The 17,777-nt window shown below is 53.5% G+C and carries 19 protein-coding genes and 1 tRNA gene; 8 read left to right on the forward strand and 12 right to left on the reverse strand.

Annotation, left to right across the window (positions count from 1 at the left end; genetic code table 11):
- Positions 1–208, forward strand: a 208-nt coding sequence (locus C5687_RS25010) for a hypothetical protein (protein WP_238380451.1), incomplete at its 5' end; no start/stop codon positions are given.
- A 79-nt stretch (positions 209–287) separates the two neighbouring features.
- Entirely contained in the window at positions 288–1,634 is a 1,347-nt protein-coding gene (gene argG, locus C5687_RS06085; protein WP_104556604.1) for an argininosuccinate synthase, read from the forward strand.
- A 186-nt stretch (positions 1,635–1,820) separates the two neighbouring features.
- On the opposite strand, the gene C5687_RS06090 is transcribed toward argG, so the two are convergent.
- From C5687_RS06090 to rlmE, 6 genes are all read right to left on the reverse strand, one after another.
- Positions 1,821–1,907 (reverse strand) — tRNA-Leu (locus C5687_RS06090).
- Between the two features lie 9 nt (positions 1,908–1,916).
- Positions 1,917–2,249 carry a preprotein translocase subunit SecG gene (gene secG, locus C5687_RS06095; protein WP_045284760.1) on the reverse strand — a complete coding sequence of 111 codons (333 nt, stop codon included), beginning with the start codon at positions 2,247–2,249 and terminating at the stop codon, positions 1,917–1,919.
- Between the two features lie 223 nt (positions 2,250–2,472).
- Positions 2,473–3,810 carry a phosphoglucosamine mutase gene (gene glmM, locus C5687_RS06100; protein WP_025756711.1) on the reverse strand — a complete coding sequence of 446 codons (1,338 nt, stop codon included), beginning with the start codon at positions 3,808–3,810 and terminating at the stop codon, positions 2,473–2,475.
- Positions 3,803–4,651: a dihydropteroate synthase gene (gene folP, locus C5687_RS06105; RefSeq protein WP_104556605.1), complete on the reverse strand. Its 849-nt coding sequence runs from the start codon at positions 4,649–4,651 to the stop codon at positions 3,803–3,805. Before folP ends, glmM begins: the two co-directional genes overlap by 8 nt.
- Positions 4,652–4,749: 98 nt before the next feature.
- On the reverse strand, positions 4,750–6,684 hold the full coding sequence (gene ftsH, locus C5687_RS06110) for an ATP-dependent zinc metalloprotease FtsH (RefSeq protein WP_013098921.1): 1,935 nt from the start codon (positions 6,682–6,684) through the stop codon (positions 4,750–4,752).
- Between the two features lie 102 nt (positions 6,685–6,786).
- A complete protein-coding gene (gene rlmE, locus C5687_RS06115; protein WP_003861812.1) occupies positions 6,787–7,413 on the reverse strand; it encodes a 23S rRNA (uridine(2552)-2'-O)-methyltransferase RlmE in 627 nt (208 codons plus the stop codon).
- A 127-nt stretch (positions 7,414–7,540) separates the two neighbouring features.
- Here rlmE and yhbY point away from each other — a divergent pair, with 127 nt between their 5' ends.
- Positions 7,541–7,834 (forward strand): ribosome assembly RNA-binding protein YhbY, encoded by a 294-nt coding sequence (gene yhbY / locus C5687_RS06120; protein ID WP_003861814.1) that lies wholly within the window; start codon positions 7,541–7,543, stop codon positions 7,832–7,834.
- A 151-nt stretch (positions 7,835–7,985) separates the two neighbouring features.
- Here the strand turns inward: yhbY and greA are convergent, their stop codons facing one another.
- Complete coding sequence (greA, locus tag C5687_RS06125) at positions 7,986–8,462, reverse strand: transcription elongation factor GreA (protein ID WP_025756709.1); 477 nt, start codon at positions 8,460–8,462, stop codon at positions 7,986–7,988.
- Positions 8,463–8,689: 227 nt separating this feature from the next.
- Here greA and dacB point away from each other — a divergent pair, with 227 nt between their 5' ends.
- From dacB to pmrB, 3 genes are read left to right on the forward strand one after another with little or no spacing between them, the layout of a single operon-like run.
- Entirely contained in the window at positions 8,690–10,123 is a 1,434-nt protein-coding gene (dacB, locus tag C5687_RS06130; RefSeq protein WP_104556606.1) for a serine-type D-Ala-D-Ala carboxypeptidase, read from the forward strand.
- A 2-nt stretch (positions 10,124–10,125) separates the two neighbouring features.
- On the forward strand, positions 10,126–10,788 hold the full coding sequence (gene pmrA / locus C5687_RS06135) for a two-component system response regulator PmrA (RefSeq protein WP_025756707.1): 663 nt from the start codon (positions 10,126–10,128) through the stop codon (positions 10,786–10,788).
- The gene (gene pmrB, locus C5687_RS06140) at positions 10,785–11,828 is read left to right on the forward strand and encodes a two-component system sensor histidine kinase PmrB (RefSeq protein ID WP_059385409.1); all 1,044 of its coding nucleotides are present in this window, start codon (positions 10,785–10,787) and stop codon (positions 11,826–11,828) included. The genes pmrA and pmrB overlap by 4 nt, the downstream gene beginning before the upstream one ends.
- Positions 11,829–11,865: 37 nt before the next feature.
- Here the strand turns inward: pmrB and cgtA are convergent, their stop codons facing one another.
- From cgtA to rplU, 4 genes are all read right to left on the reverse strand, one after another.
- The gene (cgtA, locus tag C5687_RS06145) at positions 11,866–13,041 is read right to left on the reverse strand and encodes an Obg family GTPase CgtA (protein WP_045284746.1); all 1,176 of its coding nucleotides are present in this window, start codon (positions 13,039–13,041) and stop codon (positions 11,866–11,868) included.
- A gap of 15 nt (positions 13,042–13,056) precedes the next feature.
- The gene (locus tag C5687_RS06150) at positions 13,057–14,022 is read right to left on the reverse strand and encodes a DMT family transporter (RefSeq protein WP_059385408.1); all 966 of its coding nucleotides are present in this window, start codon (positions 14,020–14,022) and stop codon (positions 13,057–13,059) included.
- A 96-nt stretch (positions 14,023–14,118) separates the two neighbouring features.
- On the reverse strand, positions 14,119–14,376 hold the full coding sequence (rpmA, locus tag C5687_RS06155; protein WP_004385076.1) for a 50S ribosomal protein L27: 258 nt from the start codon (positions 14,374–14,376) through the stop codon (positions 14,119–14,121).
- Positions 14,377–14,395: 19 nt separating this feature from the next.
- Positions 14,396–14,707 carry a 50S ribosomal protein L21 gene (gene rplU / locus C5687_RS06160; RefSeq protein WP_003025032.1) on the reverse strand — a complete coding sequence of 104 codons (312 nt, stop codon included), beginning with the start codon at positions 14,705–14,707 and terminating at the stop codon, positions 14,396–14,398.
- Between the two features lie 257 nt (positions 14,708–14,964).
- Here rplU and ispB point away from each other — a divergent pair, with 257 nt between their 5' ends.
- Both ispB and sfsB read left to right on the forward strand, forming a co-directional pair.
- Complete coding sequence (gene ispB / locus C5687_RS06165) at positions 14,965–15,936, forward strand: octaprenyl diphosphate synthase (RefSeq protein WP_047959542.1); 972 nt, start codon at positions 14,965–14,967, stop codon at positions 15,934–15,936.
- A gap of 228 nt (positions 15,937–16,164) precedes the next feature.
- Positions 16,165–16,452, forward strand: a complete 288-nt coding sequence (gene sfsB / locus C5687_RS06170; RefSeq protein ID WP_047959543.1) for a DNA-binding transcriptional regulator SfsB — start codon at positions 16,165–16,167, stop codon at positions 16,450–16,452.
- A gap of 61 nt (positions 16,453–16,513) precedes the next feature.
- Here sfsB and murA read toward each other — a convergent pair whose 3' ends face one another.
- Positions 16,514–17,773: a UDP-N-acetylglucosamine 1-carboxyvinyltransferase gene (murA, locus tag C5687_RS06175; RefSeq protein WP_025756701.1), complete on the reverse strand. Its 1,260-nt coding sequence runs from the start codon at positions 17,771–17,773 to the stop codon at positions 16,514–16,516.
- Positions 17,774–17,777: the final 4 nt, after the last annotated feature.

Raw genomic sequence — 17,777 nt, forward strand, 5'->3', positions numbered from 1 at the left:
CCTGAAACGTGGCAAATTCTACGCGTTTTGGACAGAATTTGCAAATAATGCTGGGATTTGGTACCGAAGACGGGACGTAAAACCGGCGTTTAGTATATTGATAGTTGCCCCAACCTGTCAAGGCGACATCCGCCAGACAGAACAGACCAAAATTTTTACAAAAAACGCACGAGTCTCTTCCGGTCTTCGCCAAAAGATGATTAAATGAATACTCACTTATTTTGCATAAAAATGCACAAGAGAGCGAAAGCGGTCTCTAATCAGTCAATCAAGCAGGGTTTTATTCTATGACGACGATTCTCAAGCATCTTCCGGTAGGACAACGTATTGGCATCGCTTTCTCAGGCGGCCTGGATACCAGCGCTGCACTGCTGTGGATGCGCCAGAAGGGAGCGGTTCCGTATGCATATACTGCGAACCTGGGTCAGCCGGATGAGGACGACTATGATGCCATTCCTCGTCGCGCAAAAGAGTATGGTGCAGAGAACGCGCGCCTGATTGACTGCCGTAAGCAACTGGTCGCTGAAGGTATCGCGGCTATTCAGTGCGGTGCGTTCCATAACACCACCGGCGGCCTGACCTATTTCAACACCACTCCGCTAGGCCGTGCGGTTACCGGCACCATGCTGGTTGCCGCCATGAAAGAAGACGGCGTAAACATCTGGGGTGACGGTAGCACCTATAAAGGCAACGATATCGAACGTTTCTATCGTTATGGCCTGCTGACCAACGCCGAACTGCAGATTTACAAACCGTGGCTGGATACCGACTTCATCGACGAGCTGGGTGGTCGTCATGAGATGTCTGAGTTTATGATCGCCTGCGGTTTTGACTATAAGATGTCAGTCGAGAAGGCCTACTCTACCGACTCGAACATGCTGGGTGCGACGCACGAAGCAAAAGATCTGGAATTCCTGAACTCCAGCGTGAAGATCGTTAACCCGATCATGGGTGTGAAGTTCTGGGATGAGAGTGTCAAAATCCAGGCCGAAGAAGTGACCGTGCGTTTCGAACGCGGCCATCCGGTGGCGCTGAACGGTAGAACCTTCTCTGATGATGTCGAACTGATGCTGGAAGCTAACCGTATTGGCGGCCGTCACGGTCTGGGCATGAGCGATCAGATTGAAAACCGTATCATCGAAGCGAAAAGCCGTGGCATCTACGAAGCCCCGGGTATGGCGCTGCTACACATCGCTTACGAGCGTCTGCTGACCGGTATTCACAACGAAGACACCATCGAGCAGTATCACTCTCATGGCCGTCAGTTGGGTAAATTGCTGTATCAGGGCCGCTGGTTTGATCCACAGGCGCTGATGCTGCGTGATGCCCTGCAGCGTTGGGTGGCAAGTGCGATTACAGGTGAAGTGACTCTGGAACTGCGTCGCGGGAATGACTACTCCATCCTGAACACCGTGTCTGACAATCTGACTTACAAAGCAGAGCGTCTGACCATGGAGAAAGGCGAATCCGTCTTCTCGCCGGACGATCGTATTGGCCAGCTGACCATGCGTAACCTTGATATCACCGATACCCGTGAGAAGCTGTTCAACTATGTTGAGAACGGTTTGCTGTCAGCCAGTTCCGATAACGGTCTGCCGCAGGTTGAAAACCTGGAGCACAGCGACAAGAAGTAATCGCTGATGTGACAAGCAAAAGGCGCCCAACAGGCGCCTTTTTTGTAGCTTTCCCAGGCCCGGTAAGCGCAGCGCCACCGGGCAAAAATGGCGGGTGGCGCTGCGCTTACCCGCCCTACAAAAGATCAGATCCACAGAATACAAACGAAAAAAAAGACGTCTTTCGACGTCTTTCTTCTGGAATATTGGTACCGAGGATGGGACTCGAACCCACAAGCCCGTTAGGGCACTACCACCTCAAGGTAGCGTGTCTACCAATTCCACCACCTCGGTACAGAATACTTAGTGCGGGATATCGCTGGTTGGCTTAGCCGGTGCAGCTGGCTGAGTCTGCTCAGTTTTAGCTGGCGCGCTCAGATTTTCCCACTCGCTTCCTTTGTTGGTCTTGTTGCTGTTGATATTGCCAAGCACCAGACTGATGATGAAGAACAGCGTAGCCAGAATCGCCGTTGTGCGGGTCATGAAGTTCGCAGAACCACTTGAACCGAACAGCGTACCGGAAGCGCCTGCTCCGAAGGAGGCTCCCATATCAGCGCCTTTACCTTGCTGCAGCATGATCAGCGCTACGAGAGCGATGGCTACAATAAGGAAAACAACTAAAAGAGCTTCGTACATAATCAACCTGTTCCTTGCGGATTTGCCGCATACCAATGCTTCGACCAATTAGCAGGATTTTTGTTTCCCACTGAAGCGGGTGTGAATACTAACCAAAGCGAATGACCTTCGCAAGGGCATTTTCGACGCATTGTATCAACTGCGGAAAAAAACAGCAAAAAGCCATTAATTGCTTAAAACCAAGGCGGCAAACGCCGCCTTTTTAATCATTTAGTGTGCACGGTTATGCAGCTTTTACGGCATCCGCAATACGGTGCGCAAATTCCGTCACCTGCGCTTCGTCTTCGCCCTCTACCATCACGCGGATCAGCGGTTCAGTACCAGACTTACGCAGCAGAACGCGCCCACGGCTGCCAAGCGCGGCTTCAACCTCAGCCATTACCGCTTTCACATTTTCACTTTCCAGCGGATCGCCTTTGCCGGCGGTGAAGCGCACGTTTACCAGCACCTGCGGGAACATTTTCATGCCGCTGCAGAGATCCTGCAGGGTCATATGGTTACGTGCCATGGCGGCAACGACCTGCAGCGCGGCCACGATACCGTCACCGGTGGTCGTTTTGTCCAGCAGGATCACGTGGCCGGAGTTTTCAGCACCGATACGCCAGCCCTTCTCCTGAAGTTTCTCCAGCACATAGCGGTCGCCCACTTTCGCGCGGACAAACGGGATCCCAAGCTGTTTCAGCGCCAGTTCCAGACCCATGTTACTCATCAGGGTCCCCACCGCGCCGCCGCGCAGCTGACCCTGACGCAGACCTTCACGCGCGATGATATACAGGATCTGGTCGCCGTCGACTTTATTCCCTTCGTGGTCGACCATGATCACACGATCACCGTCACCGTCCAGCGCAATACCCAGATCGGCTTTCTCCGCCAGCACGCGCGCCTGGAGAGCACGAACGTCCGTCGCACCGACCTGTTCGTTAATGTTCAGACCATCCGGCTCACAACCGATAGCGATCACTTTCGCACCCAGCTCGCGGAAGACATTCGGAGCGATGTGATAGGTCGCACCGTTTGCACAGTCCACCACAATTTTGAGGTGCGCCAGGCTCAGCTCATTCGGGAACGTACCTTTGCAGAATTCAATGTAACGACCCGCTGCATCGACAATACGGTTCGCTTTCCCCAGCTCAGCGGAATCTACACAGGTGATCTCTTTTTCCATCTCGGCTTCAATGGCTTCTTCCACTTCGTCCGGCAGCTTGGTGCCATCGATAGAGAAGAATTTGATGCCGTTGTCATAGAACGGGTTGTGAGAAGCAGAAATGACAATCCCCGCTTCCGCGCGGAAGGTGCGGGTCAGATACGCGACAGCTGGCGTTGGCATTGGCCCTGTAAAGGAGGCAGAAAGACCGGCAGCCGCCAGACCGGCTTCCAGCGCAGACTCCAGCATATAACCCGAAATACGGGTATCTTTGCCGATAATGATCTTACGGGAACCATGACGTGCCAGTACCTTGCCAGCAGCCCAGCCAAGCTTCAGGACAAAATCAGGGGTGATTGGCGCATCGCCTACCCGCCCACGGATACCATCGGTACCAAAATATTTACGATTACTCATAGCGTTTGTTTTCCTTCGCTGCCAGTGTGGCTTCCACCACACGCATGGCTTCTACTGTTTCTTTGACGTCATGGACACGAATAATGTGCGCCCCCTGCATCGCCGCAATCACCGCGCAGGCCAGACTCCCGCTCAGGCGCTCACTCGGACCGACATTAAGCAACTGCCCAATCATCGACTTTCTCGACATACCCACCAGCAGCGGCAGGCCGAAATGATGAAACTCTGATAAGCGTGCAAGCAACGCATAATTGTGTGAGAGATTTTTACCGAAACCGAACCCCGGGTCGAGCAGCAATTTCTCTTTTGGGATGCCCGCACGTTCACAACGTGCGATGTGCTCAATAAAGAAGCGATTTACATCAGCAAAGACGTCGTCATACTTCGGCGCATCCTGCATCGTTTTCGGCTGACCCTGCATGTGCATCAGACAAACCGGCAGCCCGGTTTCCGCAGCCGCTTTAATCGCCCCCGGCTCTGTCAGTGAACGAATATCATTAATAATGTGAGCGCCCACTCTCGCCACTTCACGAATCACCTCAGGTTTGGAGGTGTCGACGGAGATCCATACCTCAAAGCGCTGGGCGATGGCTTCAACCACCGGCACCACGCGTGCCAGCTCTTCTTCCACCGAAACATCTGCCGCACCAGGTCGGGTCGACTCACCGCCAACGTCAATGATGGTGGCACCCGCGTTGATCATTAAATTGGCGTGCTTAACCGCCTCGATCAGGGTGTTATGCGTGCCGCCATCTGAGAAGGAGTCAGGGGTAACATTCAGGATCCCCATCACATGAGGATGTGAAAGATCGAGATGCGAGTCCTGGGCGAATAGTTTCATGGCTAAATCCCTGGTATTAGTGTGGTTTAACGGAAAAGAAAAACCCCGGAGCAAGCTCCAGGGTTTGAGGTACAGAAAAACATTTCAACAGCAGTGACTTACTTATCGCCCAACTGTTCTGACATGGTGTTGCCCGGGTTCGGCGTACGCGGTTCATCAACCGGACGCGGCGCACGCGGAGTGCCATTATTGTCAGAATTGTTGGAAGCGCCTGGGTCTTCCCAGCCTGCTGGCGGACGCACTTCGCGGCGAGCCATCAGGTCGTCAATCTGCGGAGCATCGATGGTCTCATATTTCATGAGTGCATCTTTCATCGAATGCAGGATGTCCATATTGTCGTTCAGGATCTGACGTGCGCGACCATAGTTACGTTCAATCAGCGCTTTCACTTCCTGGTCGATGATACGAGCTGTTTCATCGGACATATGTTTCGCTTTCGCCACGGAGCGGCCCAGGAACACTTCACCCTCTTCCTCTGCATACAGCAGCGGACCGAGTTTGTCGGAGAAGCCCCACTGAGTCACCATGTTACGCGCCAGATTTGTCGCGACTTTAATGTCGTTGGACGCACCGGTAGAAACATGCTCTGGCCCGTAGATGATCTCTTCCGCCAGACGACCACCGTACAGGGTCGAAATCTGGCTTTCCAGTTTCTGACGGCTGGCGCTGATCGCGTCGCCTTCAGGCAGGAAGAAGGTCACACCCAGCGCACGCCCGCGTGGAATAATCGTCACTTTATGCACCGGATCGTGTTCCGGCACCAGACGACCGATAATCGCGTGGCCTGCTTCGTGGTATGCGGTGGACTCTTTCTGCGCTTCCGTCATCACCATGGAGCGACGTTCCGCACCCATCATGATTTTGTCTTTCGCTTTCTCGAACTCTACCATCGACACCACGCGCTTGTTACCGCGAGCGGCAAACAGTGCAGCTTCGTTGACCAGGTTAGCCAGGTCCGCACCGGAGAATCCCGGGGTACCGCGCGCAATGATTGCCGCATCGATATCTGGCGCCAGCGGTACGCGACGCATATGGACTTTCAGAATCTGTTCACGGCCGCGAACATCCGGCAGACCGACAACAACCTGACGGTCGAAACGGCCTGGACGCAGCAGCGCAGGGTCAAGAACGTCCGGACGGTTAGTCGCCGCGATTACGATGATACCTTCGTTACCTTCGAAGCCGTCCATCTCAACCAGCATCTGGTTCAGGGTCTGTTCACGTTCATCGTGACCACCACCAAGGCCCGCGCCACGCTGGCGGCCTACGGCGTCGATTTCATCGATGAAGATAATGCACGGTGCTGCCTTCTTAGCCTGCTCGAACATGTCACGCACACGAGATGCACCAACACCCACGAACATTTCGACGAAGTCAGAACCTGAAATAGTAAAGAACGGCACCTTCGCTTCACCCGCGATGGCTTTCGCCAGCAGGGTTTTACCGGTACCCGGAGGACCAACCATCAGAACGCCTTTCGGGATCTTACCGCCCAGTTTCTGGAAACGGCTCGGCTCGCGCAGGTATTCAACCAGTTCACCCACCTCTTCTTTCGCTTCGTCACAACCGGCGACGTCAGCAAACGTGGTCTTGATCTGATCTTCCGTCAGCATACGCGCCTTGCTCTTACCGAACGACATGGCACCTTTGCCACCGCCGCCCTGCATCTGGCGCATAAAGAAGATCCAGACGCCGATAAGAAGCAGCATCGGGAACCAGGAAATGAAGATAGAAGCCAGCAGGCTTGGTTCTTCTGGCGGCTCGCCTACAACTTTGACGTTTTTGGTCAGAAGGTTATCAAGCAGCTTAGGATCGTTCACCGGGATGTAAGTCGTGTAACGGTTACTATCTTTCTTGGTAACGTTGATCTCACGTCCGTTGATACGCGCTTCGCGAACCTGGTCCTGATTGACCTCCTGCAGGAAGGTAGAATAATCCACCTTGCGGCCATTCGACTCGCTGGGCCCAAAGCTCTGGAATACTGACATCAGCACAACGGCAATGACCAGCCAGAGTATTAGGTTTTTCGCCATGTCACTCAAGGGATTAACCTCATATTACAACTGTGTTAAAAACAGCGTCAGGATACTCTATATCCAGTTTCATTCAAACTTTCGCCTGAAATCTACCGGTTATCATTTTCGCCCGGTCGCTACAATATACACTTCACGGGAACGGGCCCGGGAAGAGTCCGGCTTACGAACTTTGACCTTCGCAAACAGGGAGCGAATTTCCTTAAGATACTCCTCGAAACCTTCGCCCTGAAACACCTTCACAACAAAACTACCACCAGGCGCTAGTACATCACGACACATTTCTAACGCTAGCTCCACCAGATACATGGCGCGGGGGATATCCACCGCCGGTGTTCCACACATATTTGGTGCCATATCTGACATGACAACCTGGACCTTACTGTCACCTACACGATCAAGTAACGCTTTCAGCACTAATTCATCACGAAAGTCGCCCTGAAGGAAGTCGACACCGACGATGGGATCCATTGGTAAAAGATCGCACGCGATGATTCGGCCCGTTCCGCCGATCTGCGTTACCGCATACTGGGACCATCCGCCAGGTGCTGCTCCGAGGTCGACAACCGTCATCCCCGGCTTAAAAAGTTTGTCACTTTGCTGTATTTCATCAAGTTTAAACCAGGCACGGGAACGCAACCCCTTTTTCTGTGCCTGTTGAACATATTTATCGCTAAAGTGTTCCTGAAGCCAGCGGCTGGAGCTGGCAGAACGCTTTTTACCTGTCATTTAACATTTCCGTCCTGGTTCATCGTTGCTTGCCTGTGACGTAAATTTCTACGCAGCTATTTGGCGATATAAGGGAGATGGCGGTAGAATGAACCGTTTTCAATCCCAACGTAAGCAAAAATATACGATGAATCTGAGTACTAAACAAAAACAGCACCTTAAAGGTCTGGCACATCCGCTCAAGCCTGTAGTGATGCTTGGCAACAATGGTTTGACCGAAGGGGTGCTTGCCGAGATTGAACAAGCGCTGGAACACCACGAGCTGATCAAGGTGAAAATCGCCTCTGAAGACAGAGACACTAAAAACCTGATCGTGGAAGCCATCGTGCGCGAAACCGGCGCCTGTAATGTACAGGTCATCGGTAAAACGCTGGTGCTCTATCGCCCATCTAAAGAGCGTAAAATCTCGCTGCCACGCTAAGGATATCCTGAATCAAACACATTTTCTGTGTTAAACGAGGGATTTCTGTCAGCAGGTGAGCAAAATGCCATGCTCCTTGAGTTGTTAAAAGGCCGCTATGCGGCCTTTTTCCTTTCTTTACAATGTATCAACATCTTTGCAGAGAGGCGAATTACAGGTACTCAACCTTGATAATTTCGTATTCGACTTCACCGCCAGGGGTGCGGATGGTGACAACATCATCCTGCTCTTTGCCAATCAGGCCGCGAGCAATCGGTGAGTTCACCGAAATCAGGTTCTGTTTGAAGTCGGCTTCATCGTCACCCACGATACGATACGTTTGCTCTTCGTCGGTATCCAGGTTCAGCACGGTAACTGTTGAACCGAAGATCACGCGGCCATTGTTTGGCATTTTGGTAATATCGATAACCTGCGCATTCGACAGCTTCGCTTCGATATCTTTAATACGCCCTTCACAGAAACCCTGCTGCTCACGCGCCGCGTGGTATTCAGCATTCTCTTTCAGGTCGCCATGCTCACGCGCTTCCGCGATAGCGGCGATGATTTCAGGGCGGCGAACGGATTTCAGGAAATCCAGCTCTTCGCGCAGTTTTTCGGCACCACGTAAGGTCATCGGAATAGCTTGCATTTGTTATACCTCTTAAACATTCCTGTTGGGAGCAATGTTCCCTGCCCCAGCCCTCAAGAGCAGGCCAGAAGCAAAAAGAAAACCGACCCGGGAGCAACGCCCCAGGTCAGCAGCAATTTTCAATTAGATACGCATTTTACCGCGAAGTTCACTATGGGTCATCGTTTACTTTGCAGTGCCATGCACCGTAGTATGACGGTTTGTTTTCGGGTTGTTAGCGCGAGATTATGCGATTTTCCAGATTTATCATCGGATTGACTACCAGTATAACGTTCAGCGTTCAGGCCGCGAATGTTGATGAGTATATTAATCAACTGCCCGCAGGTGCCAACCTTGCCTTGATGGTGCAAAAGGTCGGGGCGCAGACGCCGGAGATTGACTACCATAGTCAACAGATGGCCCTGCCTGCCAGCACCCAGAAGGTGATCACTGCGCTTGCCGCCCTCCTTCAGCTTGGTCCTGACTTCCGCTTTACCACCACGCTAGAGACCAAAGGCAAGGTCGAAAATGGCGAGCTGAAAGGCGATCTGATCGCCCGTTTTGGCGGCGACCCGACCTTTAAACGCCAGGATATCCGCAATATGGTGGCGGTGCTGAAAAAATCGGGCGTGCAGAAGGTTGATGGCAACGTACTGATCGACACCTCCATCTTTGCCAGCCATGATAAAGCCCCCGGCTGGCCGTGGAATGACATGACGCAATGCTTTAGCGCCCCACCCGCCGCCGCGATTGTTGACCGAAACTGCTTCTCGGTTTCACTTTACAGCGCCCCCAAACCGGATGATTTAGCGTTTATCCGCGTGGCGTCTTATTACCCGGTCACGATGTTCAGCCAGGTACGCACGCTGGCCAAGGGCTCTCCGGATGCACAGTATTGCGAACTGGATGTGGTGCCCGGCGATCTTAATCGCTTCACGCTTACCGGCTGCCTGACGCAGCGTGCCGATCCACTGCCGCTGGCCTTCGCCATCCAGGATGGCGCAAGCTACGCAGGCGCTATTCTTAAGGACGAACTGAAACAGGCAGGGATCACCTATACCGGTACCCTGCTGCGCCAGACGCAGGTTAATCAACCCGGCACGGTTATCGCCAGCAAACAGTCTGAACCGTTGCACGATCTGCTAAGGATCATGCTGAAGAAGTCTGACAATATGATCGCTGACACGGTGTTCCGCATGATTGGTCACGCGCGCTTTGGCGTTCCTGGAACCTGGCGTTCAGGTTCCGATGCAGTCCGTCAGATCTTACGTCAGCAGGCGGGAATCGACCTGGGTAATACTATCGCTGTCGATGGCTCCGGGTTATCACGACACAATTTGATCGCCCCGGCAACCATGATGCAAGTGCTTCAGTACATTGCTCAACATGACACTGAGCTAAACTTTATCTCGATGCTGCCGCTCGCCGGGCATGACGGTTCACTTCAATACCGGGCCGGCCTTCACGCTGCCGGTGTTGACGGTAAAGTGTCAGCCAAAACAGGTTCACTGCAGGGGGTATACAACCTTGCAGGCTTCATCACTACCGCCAGCGGACAACGTATGGCATTCGTGCAGTATCTTTCCGGCTATGCCGTCGAACCGACCGACCAGCGCAACCGTCGTATTCCACTGGTTCGCTTCGAAAGCAGGCTTTATAAGGACATCTACCAGAATAACTAGCGATGAAACTACTTATAGTTGAAGACGATCTGTTATTACAGGAAGGGCTAGCGCTTGCGCTGGCCAGTGAAGGATATGCCCTCGACTGCGCCGCCACAGCGGCGGAGGCCGATGCCCTGATCCAGAGCGGCGAATACAGTCTGGTGATCCTCGATTTAGGTTTACCGGATAAAGACGGCGCGACCCTGCTCACCCAGTGGCGTCGCCGCGGCATCGCTAATCCGGTGTTGATCCTGACGGCACGCGATGCCATTGAAGATCGTATCACCGGCCTTGATGCTGGAGCCGATGATTACCTGGTGAAGCCCTTTGCTCTGGCAGAGTTGCAGGCGCGCGTCCGGGCCCTAATCCGCCGTTATCAGGGACACAGTGATAACTTACTCACCGACGGCGATATCACGCTGAATCTGCAAACCCAGCAGGTCCTGCGCCAGTCCCAGCCGGTAGAAGTCACGCCCAAAGAGTTTGCTCTGCTTACGCGCCTGATTATGCGCAGCGGACAGACGGTGCACCGTGAAACCCTCCAGCAGGATATCTACTCCTGGCAGGACGATCCGGGGTCGAATACCCTTGAGGTTCATATCCATAATCTGCGTCGTAAGCTCGGGAAAGACAGGATCAAAACCGTCCGCGGCGTGGGCTACCGTCTGGAGAGTCAGAAATGAACAGCATGCGTCGGCGGTTAATGGTCCTGCTGGCGGTGATACTGTTGTTTTTCCAGCTGATCAGCGTGATCTGGCTCTGGCATGAAAGCCGCGAGCAGATCGGTTTTCTGGTCAATGAGACATTGTCTGCCAAATCACGCAATAACCATGTCGAGAAAGAGATCCGTGAAGCGATTGCCTCGCTGCTGGTCCCTTCCCTGGTGATGGTCGGCTTCACCCTGTTTTTCTCCTTCTGGGCCGTTACCTGGATAACCCGGCCCCTGAATAAACTGCGTGCCAGTCTGGCGAATCGTTCGGCGGATAACCTGACCCCGCTTCCGATGTACTCTGACATGGAAGAAATTGGCGCTGTCACCACCTCTCTCAATCAGCTACTTGCCCGGCTGGATCACACCATTCAACAGGAGAGGCTGTTTACAGCCGACGCCGCACACGAGCTGCGAACGCCCCTCGCCGGGATCAGGCTGCATCTGGAACTCATGGCGCAGTCAGGCACGCCGCAGGCCGCGACATTGATAACCCGTATCGATCAGTTGATGCACACGATTGAACAGTTGCTGATGCTGGCGCGAGCCGGGCAGGCGATGGCGAGCGGTCACTACGAGACGGTGAACTGGACAGATACGATTATTACGCCGCTTGGCCTTGAGCATGAAGCCAAAGAGCATACGGTCATTTGGCCGCCTAAAAGTACGCTCACGGTGCAGGGAGACGCTGTGCTTCTGCGCCTTATGCTGCGCAACCTGCTTGAAAATGCCGGACGTTACAGCCCCGCAGGGACAACCATCACAGTGACATTATCCGCGCAGGGCGGCGGAACGCAGGTCAGCGTTATCGATCAGGGGCCTGGTATCGATGAAGCGCACCGACAGTCAATCACAGAACCGTTCCGTCGTCTCGACCAACGCTTTGGTGGCAGTGGCCTGGGCCTGAGCATCGTGCAGCGTATCCTGCAGCTTCATCATGGAAAACTGACGCTGGAGAATGGCGAGAAAGGCGGTCTCATTGCCAGCTGCTGGCTGCCTGCAACGTTAGAATAAAAAAAGCCCCTGAATCAACAGGGGCCTTTCACGACGATTAGTGCTTGTAGATGAACTCGACGCCTTCTTCGTCGTCTTCATCCCAGTCATCGTCCCAGTCTTCATCATCCTCTTCCGCTTCCAGCTCTTCGAGCTGCTGGCGGTGGTAGTCATCCCACATGAATTCGACTTTTTCAGGCTGTTTGGCTTCTTCCGCCTGAACAACTGGGTTCTCGATGATGAAGGTCATCACATCCCAGCACAGATCTTTCACGCCCACCTGGCTTGCGGCGGAGATAAGATAGTATTTATCTTCCCAGCCCATCGCTTCAGCAATGGCTTTCGCTTTTGCTTCCGCTTCGGCTTTATCCATCAGGTCGATTTTGTTAAAGACCAGCCAGCGCGGTTTGTTGGCCAGTTTTTCGCTGTATTTCTCCAGCTCGCCGACGATGATACGGGCATTTTCTACCGGATCGGAACCATCAATTGGATCGATATCGATCAGGTGCAGCAGGACGCGGCAACGCTCAAGGTGTTTCAGGAAGCGGATACCCAGACCGGCACCTTCCGCTGCGCCTTCAATCAGACCCGGAATATCGGCAACCACGAAGCTCTTCTCGTTATCCATACGAACAACGCCCAGGCTTGGCACCAGGGTTGTAAACGGATAGTCCGCCACTTTTGGTTTCGCAGCAGAGACGGCACGAATAAACGTCGATTTGCCCGCGTTTGGCATCCCGAGCATGCCCACGTCTGCCAGAAGCATCAACTCCAGCTGCAGATCGCGCTTATCGCCCGGCGTACCCATCGTTTTCTGACGTGGCGTACGGTTAACAGATGATTTAAAACGGCTGTTGCCCAGACCGTGCCAGCCACCTTTAGCGACCATCAGGCGCTGACCGTGTTTGGTCATGTCACCCATGGTTTCACCGGTCCCCTGGTCAATCACACGCGTACCGACAGGCACCTTAATGGTGACGTCTTTTCCGCGTTTACCGGTACAGTCACGGCTCTGGCCGTTCTGACCACGCTCAGCGCGGAAGGATTTTTCAAAACGGTAGTCGATCAGCGTGTTGAGGTTCTCATCCGCCTCCAGCCACACGTCACCACCATCCCCGCCGTCGCCGCCGTCAGGGCCGCCACGAGGGATATACTTTTCACGGCGGAAGCTCACGCAACCGTTGCCGCCATCACCAGCCACGACAAGGATCGTCGCTTCATCAACAAACTTCATTTTACACTCCGTAACTCATTCGCCTGAGCGGGGGACTACTACAACCGCTTCATTTTTGCGCCAACGTCCCCAAAGACGATGACCAATGGCGGAATACATCGCGCCCGCAACCACGACAAACGCACCGAGATAGCCCAACAGGTTGAGCATCGGTCTGACGAAGACATCGGGCCAGGCCATTGATAACAAATCTGAAAATAACAGCGTAAACAGCGGAGTAAGCGTAATTAATGCGCTCACCTGTGCTGCCTGCCAGCGCGCCATTGCTTCGGCCAGCGCGCCATAACCAACCAGCGTGTTCAGCCCACAAAAAAAGAGGCACGCCAGTTGCCAGTCGCTAAGCTCGGTGATTACCCCCGGCTTCGCTAACGGCAACAACGCCAGTGTACACAAAGTGTACAGCAAAAAGAGGATCTGCTGTGAGGCAAGACGACGCAATAACACCTTTTGCGCGACGCCATAGCTCACCCAGACCGTTGCTGCCCCTACACCGAAGATCACACCCCAGGTGTAATCGGTCAGCCGGGTAAAAATCTCGATCAGACTGGTATTGAAGAACATCACCAGACCGCATAGCAGCATGCTCGCCCCGATAATCTGCGTACCGCGCATCTTCTCCTTGAGGATAAAGACGCTGGCGACCATCATGCCCACGGGTGAAAGCTGACCAATCACCTGTGACGCCGTAGGGCTAAGATATTGCAGGGAAGAACTGAACAGAATGAAGTTCCCAAACAGTCCACCTGTCGCGATAGCCAATAACACCAGCCAGCGCGGTTTACGGAAGAGTCGCAGCGGAGGAAGCTTACCTTTGACAGCCAGAATCGCCCCGAGGCCGATACTTGCCATCAGAAAGCGATAAAAGACCACCGTAGGCGGCTCCATCACTTCCAGTACCTGCTTCATTGCAATTGGCAACGCACCCCAGCACATTGCGGTAGTGAGCGCCAAAAGAATACCTATGCCGGCCTGCTGCTTCATGCCCGTTTTCCCTACAGAAAAAATTACCGGGTTTCCAATGTAAAAAGCCCCGCAACAGGTTGCGGGGCTTTAATCCGTTACCGGACCGAGAAAACCTTACTCAGCAACGATGCTGATGTATTTACGGTTGTTCGGGCCTTTAACTTCAAATTTCACTTTACCGTCTGCTTTAGCAAACAGAGTGTGGTCACGACCGCAACCTACGTTATTGCCAGCGTGGAATTTGGTACCACGTTGACGAACGATGATGCTACCCGCCAGAACGGATTCGCCACCGAAACGCTTAACGCCCAGGCGTTTAGCTTCTGAATCGCGACCGTTACGTGTGGAGCCGCCAGCCTTTTTATGTGCCATTTAAATCTCTCCTCAGGTCTTAGGCGCTGATGCCAGTAATTTTCACATCAGTGAACCACTGACGGTGGCCCTGCTGCTTACGGTAGTGCTTACGACGACGAAACTTAACGATTTTAACTTTCTCGCCACGACCGTGTGCAACAACTTCAGCTTTGATAACGCCGCCATCAACGAAAGGAACGCCGATTTTGACTTCTTCACCGTTTGCGATCATCAGAACTTCTGCGAACTCAACAGATTCGCCAGTTGCGATGTCCAGCTTTTCCAGGCGAACGGTCTGACCTTCGCTTACTCGGTGTTGTTTACCACCACTTTGGAAAACCGCGTACATATAAACTCCGCTTCCGCGCACGTCCTCGTATGAATCAGAGTGCGCTATAAATATTCACAATAGGGCGCGAATATTACGCAAAACGCGAGCCTTTGACAAGTGCTACCGTCAATACATGAAGAAAAAAAACACAACACGTACGGTAACGTTTATCTGAGCCGTTTTTTCAGTACAATCAGCAATACTATTGATAAACCGAAACCCTTCGTTACCCCATAGTAGATGGGATCAACAGGATAAAAAGCCCGGCTTTTGCGATGAATTTAGAAAAAATCAACGAGTTAACCGCGCAAGATATGGCGGGTGTGAATGCAGCAATCCTGGAGCAACTCAACTCTGACGTTCAACTGATCAATCAGTTGGGCTATTACATTGTCAGCGGTGGCGGTAAACGCATACGCCCGATGATTGCCATTCTGGCTGCCAGAGCCGTTGGTTATCAGGGAAATGCCCACATCACCATCGCAGCGCTCATCGAATTTATTCACACAGCGACGCTTCTGCATGATGATGTTGTGGATGAATCGGATATGCGTCGTGGCAAAGCCACGGCGAACGCCGCTTTCGGGAACGCAGCCAGCGTACTGGTGGGGGATTTTATCTATACCCGCGCCTTCCAGATGATGACCAGTCTGGGCTCCCTGAAAGTACTGGAAGTGATGTCCGAAGCCGTTAACGTCATCGCAGAAGGCGAAGTACTGCAGCTGATGAACGTCAACGATCCTGATATTACTGAAGAAAACTACATGCGCGTGATCTACAGCAAAACCGCGCGCCTGTTTGAAGCAGCCGCCCAGTGTTCCGGCATTCTGGCTGACTGTACCGAGGCCCAGGAAAAAGGGCTGCAGGACTATGGTCGTTATCTGGGTACGGCATTCCAGCTGATAGATGATTTGCTGGACTACAGTGCGGACGGCGAGACGCTCGGCAAAAACGTTGGTGATGACCTGAACGAAGGCAAACCGACCCTGCCGCTGCTCCACGCCATGCGCAACGGAACGGCCGACCAGGCGAAAATGATCCGTGAAGCGATTGAGCAGGGAAATGGCCGCCATCTTCTGGAACCCGTACTGGAAACCATGGCCATTTGCGGATCGCTCGAGTGGACGCGCCAGCGTGCGGAAGAGGAAGCGGATAAAGCCATTGCTGCACTTCAGGTTATTCCAGACAGCCCGTGGCGCGATGCGCTGATCGGTCTGGCGCACATCGCCGTTCAGCGCGATCGTTGATCCCTCCTGTTTCTCCCCGCGCCTTTGCGGGGAGATTCCCGTACGTTCCTGTAAATTACGTCTTCATGTAAATGCATCGGTTTAGAGACTGCATGAATAAAGCTGTGTCTTATTCTGAATATCCCTTCAAGTAACGCGAACTTTTTAGAACAAGAGTGTGAAATGGGTATAGTAACCCCGTCGTTTCTGACGAAACGGCGAAGGTGAATCCGAACTAAGGACAGCGTTATGGACACGAAATTTATCGACTGGCACACGGCGGATATTATTGCCGCACTGCGCAAAAGAGGCACGTCACTGGCAGCAGAGTCACGCCGCCACGGACTGAGTTCTTCAACCCTGGCAAACGCCCTCACCCGCCCCTGGCCTAAGGGAGAGCTCATTATCGCAACGGCGCTAGATACGCACCCGTGGGTGATTTGGCCCTCGCGTTACCACGATCCTATTACCCATGAGTTTATTGACAGAACGCGCATGATTCGCCAGAAAAAGGCAAAGAAAGGATTGCAGGAATAACACGTTAATTGACAGGCACAGCAACCCCCCGGTCATTGCTGGCAGGGGGCTGCCGGAACGATTACTCGCCCTTCACACGCTCGATATTCGCACCCAGCGCGCGCAGTTTATCTTCGATACGCTCATAACCACGATCGATGTGATAAATACGATCCACAATCGTTGTCCCTTCCGCGATACAACCCGCCAGCACCAGGCTCGCAGACGCACGCAGATCGGTGGCCATCACCTGAGCACCCGACAGTTTCTCCACGCCGTGGCAAATTACGGTATTACTCTCGATTTCTGCATGCGCACCCATACGGATCAGCTCCGGTACGTGCATAAAGCGGTTCTCGAAAATGGTTTCAGTGATGAAGCCGGTCCCTTCGGCGACCAGGTTCAGCAGGGTGAACTGCGCCTGCATGTCGGTCGGGAACGCCGGGTGTGGCGCCGTACGCACATTGACAGCTTTTGGACGCTGACCGTGCATATCGAGGCTGATCCAGTCTTCACCGATTTCGATATCCGCGCCGGCATCGCGCAGCTTCGCCAGCACCGCATCCAGGGTATCAGGCTGTGCGTTACGGCAAACAATCTTACCGCCAGAGATCGCCGCTGCCACCAGGAAGGTGCCGGTTTCGATACGGTCCGGCAGGACGCGATAAACACCACCGCCCAGACGCTCAACGCCTTCAATGGTGATACGGTCAGTACCCTGACCGGAGATCTTCGCCCCCAGCGCCACGAGGAAGTTGGCGGTATCCACAATTTCCGGCTCACGCGCGGCGTTTTCGATGATCGTGGTACCTTCAGCCAGCGTTGCCGCAGACATAATAGTGACCGTTGCGCCCACGCTCACCTTGTCCATGACAATGTGTGCGCCTTTCAGACGACCGTTGACGGACGCTTTAACGTAACCTTCTTCCAGTTTGATCTCTGCGCCCAGTTTTTCCAGGCCAAAGATATGCAGGTCAACCGGACGCGCCCCGATGGCACAACCGCCCGGAAGTGAAACCTGCCCCTGGCCAAAACGCGCCACCAGCGGGCCAAGCGCCCAGATGGAAGCACGCATGGTTTTCACCAGATCGTAAGGGGCAGAGAAGTTATTCACATTGCTGGCGTCGATCCAGACAGAGCCGTTACGCTCAACTTTAGTGCCCAACTGGGTGAGCAACTTCATGGTCGTGTCGATATCTTTCAGTTTCGGGACATTCTGAATTTCTACCGGCTCTTCCGCGAGCAGCGCAGCAAAGAGGATTGGCAGCGCGGCGTTTTTCGCGCCAGAAATTGTGACTTCGCCCTGGAGGCGCGTAGGCCCCTGTACACGAAATTTATCCATTGTG

The sequence above is a fragment of the Enterobacter sichuanensis genome (genome assembly GCF_002939185.1).
GTDB lineage: Bacteria > Pseudomonadota > Gammaproteobacteria > Enterobacterales > Enterobacteriaceae > Enterobacter > Enterobacter sichuanensis.